Here is a 10,911-nt window from a genome sequence, read left to right as displayed (position 1 = left end):
TGTGCGACAACCGCGGCGCGGATTTGTTCAGCCTGCGTCACAACTATAAGGATTGCCCTTTGCGAAACCTTACGAAGCAAATGTCATGCAGAAGACATCGTGCCAAAAACACCGCTCCTACACTGCGCCGCAGACCGCTCGCTCAGGGCGGCCCCAAGGAGACGACACATGCGCTACGCCAACAAAGTCCTTTCCGTGGACGAGGCCATCGCCCACGTCCGCAGCGGCAGCCGCCTGATGCTGGGCGAATTCGTGGGCGCCGGTGAGCCGGCCTGCTGCATCGAGGCGCTGCTCGCCAGCGGCATCGGGCAACTCACGCTCATCACCAACACGCCGGGGCTGCGCGGCGGTTTTCTCAAAGCCCGGCTGTTCAGCTCAGGGCAGCTCGCCGAGTTCATCGGCACGCACGTCGGTACGACGGATGAATCGACGCAGGCTTACCTGACCGACGCTGTGCGCGTGGCCGAGTTCTTCCCGATGGGCACCTGGGCCGAGAAAGTGCGCGCCGGGGCGCTGGGCCTGGGCGGCGCGCTCGTGCCGGTAGGCGTGGGCATCCTGGACCAGCCCGGAATGTTTCCCAAGCGGGGGGCGCCCAAGCCGACGATCACTGTCGACGGCATGACCTGCTTCGTGGAGCCGCCCCTGCGCGCCGACGTGTCGATCATCAAAGGCTGGCGCGCCGATACGTTCGGCAACGTGGAGTTTCGCGGCACGGCGCTGCAGAACCAGCGCGATATCGCCATGGCGGGCGACTACACCATCGTCGAGGTGAACGAGATCGTGGAAGTCGGCACGATCCCGCCCGAGCGCGTGGGCTGCCCCGGCGTGTTCGTCAACGCGGTGGTGCAAGGGCTGTCTTTGGACGAGCAGCACGCGCTCTACAAGCACCACTGGTCCAAGCTCGGCCGCCTGCCCGCTGCCGCCGAAGCCTGATCGTCGATCGCCACAACCAGGAGACCGCCATGCAAGCTCTGCCCGAAACGCCCAAGCAACGCATCGCCGCCCGCTGCGCGCAAGAACTACGCGCGGGCGAAGTCGTCAACCTTGGCCTGGGTATCCCCACGCTCACGGCCAACTACCTTGACGCCGATGCGGGCGTCATCTTCCATACCGAAAACGGGGCCTTCGGCTTTGGCGGACGCCCCGCGCTAGACGCCATCGACAGCGACTTCACCAACGCCGGGTGCGAGCCCATCACCCTGCTGCCCGGCGCGGCGCTCATGGACCTCGCCACGTCGCTGGGCGCAATGCGCAACGGCTACATCGACGTGACCATCCTCGGCGCGTTGCAGGTGGACGCGCAAGGCAACCTCGCCAACTGGGCGTGCGATCGCAACGGCAAATGGTGGCCCGGCATTGGCGGGGCGATGGACCTCTGCTACGGCACGCGCAAGGTGATTGCCGCGCTGGCGCACACCGACAAGCACGGCAACTCCAAGATCCTGCCGCGCTGCACGCTGCCGCTCACGGGCCAAGGCTGCGTGAAGGTCATCGTCACCGAACACGCCGTGTTTGACGTGACCGATGCGGGGCTTGTGCTGCGTGAAATCCTCTCGCATGCGACACTCGACGACATTCGCGCCATGACGGCAGCGCCCTTCACGCTGGCGCCGCTGCTGCAGATGCGCGCTGCCTGAGGAGACTGCATGCCCGCCACCGTCGATTGGTTCTTCGATGTCATCTCGCCGTTTGCCTACCTGCAGCTTGAGCAATTCGATGCGCTGCAGGAAGCCAACGACATCGTCATCCGCCCACGTCCGCTGGTGCTCGGCGCGATCCTGCACCACTGGGGGCAGAAAGGCCCGGCCGAGATCAGCAGCAAACGCGTGTTCACGTACCGGCATGCGCTGTTTCGCGCGCAGCAGCTCGGCATTCCGTTTCGCATGCCGCCCGCGCACCCGTTCAACCCGATCAAGGCGCTGCGGCTGACGATTGCGATGGGCGGCTCGCTCGATGCCGTGCGTGCGGTGTTCCGCCATATCTGGCGCGACGGCAACGATGTGGCTTCGCCGGAGGGTTTTGCCGCGCTGTGCGAAGCGGTGGGCTTTGCGGAGGGCGCAACGGCTGTCGAACAATCCGCCGTAAAAGACGCGCTGCGTGCGCACACCGATGCGGCTATCGCGCTGGGCGTGTTTGGGGTGCCCACGCTGGTGCACAACGGCGAGCTGTTCTGGGGTGAAGACGCCACCGAGATGTTTTTGCAAAGCCTGCGCGCCGACTGGCTCTCCACGCCCGAAGTGCAACGCGTGAGCACGTTGCCGGTGGGCATTCAACGTGGCTGAACACGACACGAATTCGCGCCCCGGCATCAGCCGCGCACGGCTGGCACATATTGCGGCGTGGTCGATTGAGCTGCCCCCGGAAGAAGCGGAACGCGCCTGCGCCGGCATAGTGGAAAAAACCTATGCGCGGGGCGCCTGCATCTGCCCGAAAAACACATTGCTGGAAAGCTGGACGGGCGTGGTCACGGGCCTCATCAAGATCGGCACGGTGTCGCCCGAGGGGCGCAGTGTCACGTTCACGGGCGTGCCGGCCGGCGGCTGGTTTGGCGAGGGCACGGTGCTCAAGAACGAGCCACGCCGCTACGACATCGTTGCGCTGCGCGACACGCGCATGGCCTTCATGGACCGCGCCACTTTCATGTGGCTGGTGGAAAACAGCGTGGCGTTCAACCGCTTCCTGGTGAAGCAACTCAACGAGCGGCTCGGGCATTTCATGGCGCTGCTCGAATATGACCGGCTGCTTGATGTCACGCCGCGCCTGGCGCGTTGCATTGCATCGTTGTTCAACCCGGTGCTCTACCCCGGGGCGGGCGACCACCTGGAGATCACGCAGGAAGAACTTGGCCTGCTCTCCGGCATGACGCGGCAGGTCGCCAACCAGTCGCTCAAGGCCCTGGAGAAAGACGGCGTGGTGCGGTTGGAATACGGCGGCGTGACGGTCGTCGACCTCGATCGGCTGCGCAGCTACGGCGCCTGAAGACGCCGTCTTTATTAACGAATCTTCATCCGGCGCAGCGGGTCGCACCCGCTAGAATCGCGGCACAACAAGACAAGATCGTTACGCTGCGGCATGCGCCCCGCGCGTCCGCAGCCGGAAGAGGGAACAAGGCAACGCACACCGTGCGTGCCTGCATCTATGCTGCCGATTCATCTGCTTTCCACCGGCAAGGCGTTGCCGGAACACCAAGTCACGTCCGCTGAGCTGGATGCCCGCCTGGGCCATCGGGCGGGGTACGTGCGCAAGAAGTCCGGTATCGACGTTCGCCACCATGCCACGCTTGCGGAGCACCAATCGGAGCTTGCCGGCGCTGCCGTGCGCGATGCGCTGCGCCGCGCAAACGTTCCTGCCGCCTCCATCGACCTGTTGATTTCTGCCTCGGGCGTGCAGGAACAGGCGCTGCCCAACACGGCCACGCGCATCTTGGAGCCCGCAGGGTTGCCGGCAGGCACGCCCGCGTTTGACGTCAACGCCAGTTGCCTGAGCTTCCTGACGGCGCTGCATGTGGCAAGCAGCCTGCTGACCACTGGCGCCTACAAACGCATTGCCGTGGTGGCGTCCGACCTGGCCTCGCGCGGCATCGACTGGGACGATGCCGAGACCGCGTTGATCTTCGGCGATGGGGCCGCGGCGGTCATCGTTGAAGCGGCGCCTGCGATGTCCAGCAAAGGCATTCACGCTTACCGCATGGAGACCTACCCCGCCGGCAAGGCCTATTGCGAAATCCCTGCGGGCGGCACGCGCCGCAACCCGCGCACCGGCGCGCAACCCACCGATTACCTCTTCCACATGGACGGCAAGCGCGTGTTCAAGCTCGCCTCGCAACTGATGGACGGCTTCCTCGATCGTCTGTTTGCGGGCAGCCATTACACGCTGCGCGACATGCACGTCGTCGTGCCGCACCAGGCAAGCCACCTTGGGATGCAGCATTTGCGCAAGCGCCTGGGCGTGCCGGAAGCCAGCGTGGTCGACATCTACGCGCAGCACGGCAACCAGGTGGCCGCATCGATTCCCACCGCGCTGCATGAAGCGGTGACGCGCCAACGCATCGAGCCCGGCAAGCCGGTTCTGCTGGTTGGCACGGCCGCCGGGCTGACGCTGGGCGGCATGGTGCTGACACTATGACCACGCTTGTGACGGGGGCCACGGGCGGGCTCGGCCGCAACGCGGTCGATGCACTGCTGGCACAAGGCGCAGGCGTACGCGCGACGGGGCGCGACGCCGCGCAGCGCGAGGCCTTTATCGCACGCGGTGCGGACTATGTACCGGCCGACCTCGCACGCCTGACGCCGAGCACGCTCGATGCGCTGCTCGATGGTGTCGACACGGTGTGGCATTGCGCAGCGTTGTCATCCCCTTGGGGCGCGTACGACGACTTCTACGCGGCCAATGTGCGCGCAACGGCCGCTCTGGCCGAAGGCGCCGTCAAGCGTGGCGTCCGCCGCTTCGTGCATATCTCCACGCCGTCGATCTACTTCGACTTCCAGCATCACGCCGATCTGCCCGAGAGCTATCGTCCTGCGCGCTTCGCCAATTATTACGCGGCGACCAAGATGCTGGCAGAAGCGGCCATCCAGCAGCAGGTCGCCACACAGAACCGCACGCACTTCGTCATCCTGCGGCCGCGTGGGCTGTTCGGTCCGCATGACCGCGTGGTGCTGCCGCGCATCCTGCATCTGCTGAAACTGCGCGGCGGCGTGCTGCCGCTGCCCCGTGGCGGCGCGGCACGTATGGATCTGACCTATCTGGAAAACGTGGTCCACGCCATGCAGTGCGCCACCACGGCAGATGCGCCTTCCGGCGCCGCCTACAACATCACCAACCACGCACCGGCCACGCTACGCGATCTGCTCGATCAACTGCTGGGGCAACAGCTCGGCCTGCGCTACCGCATCCGCGCCGTGCCTTATCCGGCCATGGCATTGGCCGCACGCGCCATGGAATCGGCCAGTGCCATCACGCGCCGCGAGCCGCTGCTCACACGCTACAGCGCCGCTGCCCTGCACTACGACATGACGCTCGCCAACGACCGCGCGCGCATCGAACTTGGCTACGTGCCGCCCATCGACATGGCCGAAGGCATCCGCCGCACGGCCCACTGGTTACGCGAACATGGCAACGTTGTCCGTTTTTGAAGCCGGTTACTGCACGCACACCGCGTGCGTGGCACTGCGCGGCTCAGGCTTGCGCACATGCGCGTTTCCCGCACGCGCATGGCTGATCGAAGCCGCCGGGCGACGCTGGCTGTGGGACACGGGCTATGCCTCGCATTTTCATGACCACACGCGCAGCGGCCTATTTGCCATCTATCGCAAGGTCACGCCGGTGTATTTCGATACATCGGAATCCATGGCAGCACAGCTCGCACAACAGGGCATACGCACCGCTGACCTGCATGGATTGATCGTCTCGCACTTCCACGGTGACCACGTTGCCGGCCTGCGCGACTTTCCGGGCGTGCCGGTCATCTGCTCTGGCGAGGGATGGATGCACTTGCGTGCGCTGCGAGGCGTTTCCGCGTTACGGCGCGCTTTCGTGCCCGGGCTGATTCCCGAAGATTTTGAAACGCGTACGCGCTTTGTCGAACAGTTCGAACAAGTTGCGCTGCCGCCAGAGCTGGCGCCATTCACATCCGCCTGGGCCCTGCCCGAGAGCAACGGCGACGTGCTGCTTGTGCCGCTGCCCGGCCACGCTGCCGGACACCTCGGCGCGTTCGTGCGCACGCATGAAGGCTGGGTGCTGCTGGCCGCCGACGCTGCCTGGTCACCGCTGAGCTATCGCGAGCTGCGCGGGCCGTCGGTGCTGGCGTATTCCATCATGGAAGACCGCCACGCCTACTTCGATACGCTGCGCAAGCTGCACGCGCTCGATGCCGGCGGTCACGTGCGCATCCTGCTCACGCACGAGGGTGCACTGTGACGACGTTGCACCGCCTGCTGTGGTCTTACTGGCAAACGCGCCGGTTGCGGCTGCCTGATCGCGCAGCGCTGCAAGCGCATCAGCAGCGTCAGATCGCGCGCTTCACGCAACGCGTGCTCGCCCGCAGCCCGTATTTCCGCCCGTTTGCATCGAAACCGATGCATGAATGGCCGTTGATGGACAAGGCCACGATGATGGCCAATTTCGATGCCATGAACACGGCCGGCCTGCATCTGGCCGACGTGCTCGCCTGCGCGCAACAGGCCGAGCAGTCGCGTGATTTCCGGCCGATGGTGGGGGCCTATTCAGTGGGCTTGTCGTCCGGCACATCCGGCGGACGCGGCGTCTTCGTCGTCAGCCCGACCGAGCGCGCGCAGTGGGCCGGCATCCTGCTCGCCAAGCTGTTGCCCCGCGGGCTGTTGCATGGCGAACGCGTCGCGCTGTTCCTGCGCGCCAACAGCAATCTGTACACGGCCGTGCGCAACCCGTGGCTGACGTTCTCGTTCTTCGATCTGTTTGCGCCGTTCGATTCGCACCGCGCGCCGCTGGAGGCATTGCAGCCAACCATCATCGTGGGGCCGGCGCAGGTGCTGCGTGCGCTTGCCATGGAGAAGTTGGCCGGCCGGCTCGACATTGCGCCGGTGCAGGTGCTGTCCGGTGCCGAAGTGCTGGAGCCGATGGACCGCGCGCTGCTTGCGCAGGCCTTCGGCAGCGTCGGCGAGGTCTATCAGGCAACCGAAGGTTTCCTGGGTGCGACCTGCCCGCACGGCACGCTGCATCTGAACGAAGCGCACGTGCACATCGAGCCGCAATGGCTGGACGCGCGCCGCTTCGTTCCCGTCATCACAGATTTCACCCGCAGCACGCAGCCCATCGTGCGCTACCGGCTGGATGACATCCTCATCCGCCGCGACCCGGCGCTTGGGGCCTGCCCGTGCGGCAATCCGGCCATGGCCATCGAGCGCATCGAAGGCCGCTGCGACGACACACTCGTCCTGCCCGCACTGGGCGGCGGCTCCGTCACGCTGTTTGCCGACGTGTGTTCACGTGCGCTGGCCCAGGCGCTGCCGCTGCATGCCGATTACCGCCTGGTGCAAACCGATGCGTGCACGCTGGCGTTGTCCATCCACCCCGCAGACGCCGACATTGCCCGCGCGTGCCAGGCGCATCTGGCGGATGTCTTCGCCTGCCAGGGCGTCGATGCATCGCGCGTAACCTGGCACGCCACGCCCGAGCGCATCGCCACCGATTTCACCACCAAGCGCCGCCGCATCGTCCGGCTCACTGCGCGAGGAGCGGCACGATGAGCCCGCTTGCCACGCGCCTCCGTCATATGGCCTTGGGCTGGTGTTCGGTAGGCCTCGTCTATGGCCTGTGCGGCGTGCTGCAAGGCGTGGGCACGGTTGTGCCGGAAACCGCGTTAGACCACGCGATTCCGTTCAGCACGTCAGGCATCTGGCTGTACGTGTCGTTCTTCGCGCTGATTCCGTTGGCGTATTTGCTGGCCGACATGTCTCGCCTGCCCTGGCTGGAACATGCCATGCAGATGAGCGCGCTGGTGAGTGGTGCGGTGTTCCTGCTGTGGCCGACCACGCTGCACTATCCGCCGCTGGCCGATGCATCGCTGCCGGCCAGCGTGCAACGCATGCTGATCGCCGTGGATTCGAGCCAGAACTGCCTGCCCTCGCTGCACGGGGCGCTTACGTTGCTCTCGGTGTGGGCGCTGGCCGATTCGCGCAGGCCGATGCGCACGGCGCTCGCCGCAGCTTGGGGGCTGGGCATCCTGTACGCCACGATCCAGACGCGCCGGCACGTCGCACTTGACCTGTCGGCAGGCGTGGCCGTGGGCGTGCTGTGCGGCGCGGCTGTCCGTCTATGGTTGGCGCGGCGCGCGTCAACGCTCTCCATCGAACCGGTGTCGACATGAATGCCTTTGCCCTGCCGCTTGCATTGATGCTCGGCTGCGTGCTGCTGGAACTGGCTGCGCTGAAGTGGTGGCGCGGCCAACCGGTGCCGTGGCGCGACGTCATCCTCAATCTGAACTCGGGCCACGTGCTGATGTGGCTGTGCCGCGGCGGGGAGGTAGCGGGCTTCACGTGGCTGTATGCCCATGCCAGCCTGCATTGGGTGGATGGGTGGCATCCGATTGTGGGCTGGGCCTTCGCCTTTATTGCATGGGATCTGGGCTTCTACTGGCTGCACCGCATGCACCATAAGCTGGGCTTTCTGTGGGCGATCCATGCGGTGCATCACGAGGGCGAGCATTTCAACCTGTCGCTGGGCGTGCGTAACGCGTGGCTGTCTTCGCTGACATCGCTGCCGTTTTTCGTGCCGCTGGCGCTGCTGGGTGTCACGCCGGAAATGTTCGTGGCGGTGTCCGGCCTGCATTACTCGGTGCAGTTCTACAACCACTGCGGACTGGTCGGCCGCTCGGGCGTGCTGGACCGCTTCATGGTCACGCCTGCCAACCATCGCGTACATCACGGCTGCAACCCGGAATACATCGACCGCAACTTCGGCGGCACGCTGCTCCTGTGGGACAAGCTGTTCGACACGTATCAGCGCGCGCTGCCCGACGTGCCGATCCGCTACGGCGTGCACAGGCCCACCCACAGCGACAACCCCTTCTGGGCCAACGTGGTGCCCGCATTGCAATGGCTGGGGTTGCGCACGCCGCAGCTGCAACGCGATACGCGCGCCACGCCCGCCGGCTGGATCGCCACCGGCGGTGTGCTGCTGTTTGGCGTGGTGATCGACTACGTGCGCACCGATGGCCTGTGGCCCGGGCATTGGCAAGCGGTTTGGTTCGCGCTCATCCTGCTGCTCACGCTGGCGCTGGGCGGCTTGTCGGATGGGCGCGCCTGGGGCCGCTGGCTGTGGCCGCTGCTGGCGCTTGCACTGCCCGTGTTGATGATCGGCGCATGCGGCGCGGGCGATGCGTTGTCCGACACGTTGGCCGTTGCACTCGGGTTGCATGGCCTAGTCTGCGGACTATGGCACGCGCTGCGCGCCGAATCGCCGCTTTCTTCATCGCCGCATGCCGAATCTCGCTAAGCTCCGCTACGCTTCACCGCGCTCGTCGTCGCTGGCCGACGATTTGCGCCGGGCCGCGCATGAACATCTGCAAGCAAGCGGCGACCACCGCTTTGCCGATGCGAGCCTCGTCGCCAAGGGCGCCTTCCTTGTCGTAGTTTCTGCACTGCTGTATGGGGCCATGGTGACGGCCAAGAGCACGATGATTTTCGTGCTCGCCTATGTGGCCTTTCCGTTCATCGCGATGCTGCTGGCGATGAACGTGCTGCACGACGGCGCACACCGCGCGCTTTCCCCCTGGCCATGGCTGGACCGCTTCCTGACACGCGTGACTGCCATCCCGCTCGGCATCGAACCGGCCTATTGGGCGGTGCGCCATGTGCACTATCACCACGCGCATGCCAACGTGGAGCACTACGACCTGGACACCGCCGCCAACCGCTTCCTGCGGCAGACGCCTTTTCAGCCGTGGTATCCGCATTTTCGCTACCAGCATCGCTACTGGCCGCTGATTGCCGCGCTGTCGTTGCCGTACATCAACTGGATCTACGACTGGTCGGATCGCCTCGGCCTCACGCCGCTGACCACAGACCGCGTGTTGCCTGGCCTGCGCGGCTGGGCAACGTTCCTGTGTGCCAAGACCTTGCACCTGCTGATTGCCGTGGCGGTGCCCGCATGGGTGGCGCATCAACTTGGCCTCGGCTGGGGCTGGGTGGCGTTCAGCTACTTTGCAGGGCAGATGCTGGCCTCGTGCGTGCTGGTGGCGCTGATTCTGGGCACGCACTGGGCAGACGTGACGTTCTATCTGCCGCCCGAATCGGGCCAGTTGCCCCACACGTGGCACGAGCATGCATTCCATACCGCCTGCGACTGGCAACCGCAGCCGGCGTGGATCGGCTATTGGCTTGGCGGCTTGAACTGGCACCTGACGCATCACCTCTTCCCGACGTATAGCCACCGGCACTATCCGGCGCTGGCAGCATGTGTGGCGGAGGTGGCGCGCGCCCATGCGCTCGACTACCGCGCGCTCACCTACCGGGAGTTGCTGACCGCGCAGCAGACTTTCCTGCGCGCCATGGGCCAACGCCCGAACTGACGCGCAGACAACACGCGCGGCCTTAGTTGCGCGCCTCGACCGCGTGCACCGCATCGAGAATCACCTTTGCCACATCCTGCGGCCGCGACTGCTGCGGGACGTGGCTCGTCGGCAGCGTCGTCACCTTGGCGCCAATCTTCCTGGCCATGGCACGCTCCAGATCCGGTTGAATCATCCGGTCGTGCGCGCTGACGATGAACCACGACGGCTTGCTCTGCCACGCCGCCACCGTGGTGCGCTCGGCAAATGCCGTCGCCTTGATGGGCCCTTGCGTGGCGGCCATCACGCGCGCCTGGGCAGCGGGCACATCCTGGGCAAAGTCGCTCGCCAGCGCCTCGGCAGGCAGTGACAGATAGCCGTTGGCATCAGCGACGAGCTTGCTGATGCCCGGCGCGGGCGCGTAGTCCTTGCCCACCTCTTCCGTCGACTGCCCGGCGTCCGGCGCGAACGCGGCCACATACACCAGCCCGGCAACCTTGCTGTCGGCGCCGGCTTCCGTGATGACCGTGCCGCCCCACGAGTGCCCCACCAGCACGACCTTGCCGGCCTGGTTGCCAATCGCCCGGCGCGTTGCAGCCACATCGTCAGCCAGCGAGTTCAGTCCGTTCTGCACCGCCCGCACCTTCACGCCCTTGGCCTGCAGCAGCGGGATCACCTTGGCCCAGTCGGACCCATCGGCAAAAGCGCCGTGCACGATCACGACGGAAGGTTGATTGGCATCGGCCGCCGTAGCGGCAAAGAGGGGCGCACTGGCGGCCATGCCAAGTGCCAGCGCTGCGATGGAGACGGCTTTGCGGTTGAACATGTCGGGTCCTTGTTATCTGTTCGGTTCTCGGTGGGATGGGGTGTGCGCGAGGCTGCCG

General features: G+C 65.9%; 12 protein-coding genes. 11 read left to right on the top strand and 1 reads right to left on the bottom strand.

The window, feature by feature from the left end; genetic code table 11:
* Window positions 1-168: 168 nt before the first annotated feature.
* From ACCD03_RS19890 to ACCD03_RS19840, 11 genes are all read left to right on the top strand, one after another.
* Window positions 169-933: a CoA transferase subunit A gene (locus tag ACCD03_RS19890; RefSeq protein ID WP_413412662.1), complete on the top strand. Its 765-nt coding sequence runs from the start codon at window positions 169-171 to the stop codon at window positions 931-933.
* Window positions 934-962: 29 nt separating this feature from the next.
* Complete coding sequence (locus tag ACCD03_RS19885) at window positions 963-1,637, top strand: 3-oxoacid CoA-transferase subunit B (RefSeq protein ID WP_045201989.1); 675 nt, start codon at window positions 963-965, stop codon at window positions 1,635-1,637.
* Between the two features lie 9 nt (window positions 1,638-1,646).
* On the top strand, window positions 1,647-2,282 hold the full coding sequence (locus ACCD03_RS19880; RefSeq protein WP_316673162.1) for a 2-hydroxychromene-2-carboxylate isomerase: 636 nt from the start codon (window positions 1,647-1,649) through the stop codon (window positions 2,280-2,282).
* Entirely contained in the window at window positions 2,275-2,979 is a 705-nt protein-coding gene (locus ACCD03_RS19875; RefSeq protein WP_413412661.1) for a Crp/Fnr family transcriptional regulator, read from the top strand. The genes ACCD03_RS19880 and ACCD03_RS19875 overlap by 8 nt, the downstream gene beginning before the upstream one ends.
* A gap of 159 nt (window positions 2,980-3,138) precedes the next feature.
* Complete coding sequence (locus ACCD03_RS19870) at window positions 3,139-4,125, top strand: 3-oxoacyl-[acyl-carrier-protein] synthase III C-terminal domain-containing protein (RefSeq protein ID WP_413412660.1); 987 nt, start codon at window positions 3,139-3,141, stop codon at window positions 4,123-4,125.
* A complete protein-coding gene (locus ACCD03_RS19865; protein ID WP_413412659.1) occupies window positions 4,122-5,135 on the top strand; it encodes an NAD-dependent epimerase/dehydratase family protein in 1,014 nt (337 codons plus the stop codon). The genes ACCD03_RS19870 and ACCD03_RS19865 overlap by 4 nt, the downstream gene beginning before the upstream one ends.
* A complete protein-coding gene (locus ACCD03_RS19860; RefSeq protein ID WP_413412658.1) occupies window positions 5,113-5,919 on the top strand; it encodes an MBL fold metallo-hydrolase in 807 nt (268 codons plus the stop codon). Before ACCD03_RS19865 ends, ACCD03_RS19860 begins: the two co-directional genes overlap by 23 nt.
* Entirely contained in the window at window positions 5,916-7,226 is a 1,311-nt protein-coding gene (locus tag ACCD03_RS19855) for a F390 synthetase-related protein (protein WP_413412657.1), read from the top strand. The genes ACCD03_RS19860 and ACCD03_RS19855 overlap by 4 nt, the downstream gene beginning before the upstream one ends.
* Complete coding sequence (locus tag ACCD03_RS19850) at window positions 7,223-7,846, top strand: phosphatase PAP2 family protein (RefSeq protein WP_413412656.1); 624 nt, start codon at window positions 7,223-7,225, stop codon at window positions 7,844-7,846. Before ACCD03_RS19855 ends, ACCD03_RS19850 begins: the two co-directional genes overlap by 4 nt.
* The gene (locus ACCD03_RS19845; RefSeq protein ID WP_413412655.1) at window positions 7,843-8,973 is read left to right on the top strand and encodes a sterol desaturase family protein; all 1,131 of its coding nucleotides are present in this window, start codon (window positions 7,843-7,845) and stop codon (window positions 8,971-8,973) included. The genes ACCD03_RS19850 and ACCD03_RS19845 overlap by 4 nt, the downstream gene beginning before the upstream one ends.
* Window positions 8,957-10,048, top strand: coding sequence for an acyl-CoA desaturase (locus ACCD03_RS19840; protein WP_413412654.1), 1,092 nt, complete (start codon window positions 8,957-8,959; stop codon window positions 10,046-10,048). The genes ACCD03_RS19845 and ACCD03_RS19840 overlap by 17 nt, the downstream gene beginning before the upstream one ends.
* A 22-nt stretch (window positions 10,049-10,070) precedes the next feature.
* On the opposite strand, the gene ACCD03_RS19835 is transcribed toward ACCD03_RS19840, so the two are convergent.
* Window positions 10,071-10,853 carry an alpha/beta fold hydrolase gene (locus ACCD03_RS19835; protein WP_413412653.1) on the bottom strand — a complete coding sequence of 261 codons (783 nt, stop codon included), beginning with the start codon at window positions 10,851-10,853 and terminating at the stop codon, window positions 10,071-10,073.
* Window positions 10,854-10,911 lie beyond the last annotated feature (58 nt).

Origin of the sequence: Ralstonia sp. Ralssp135, from assembly GCF_047304345.1 — a bacterium.
GTDB classification, from domain to species: Bacteria; Pseudomonadota; Gammaproteobacteria; order Burkholderiales; family Burkholderiaceae; genus Ralstonia; species Ralstonia chuxiongensis.
This window is presented reverse-complemented; position numbering and strand designations above follow the sequence as displayed.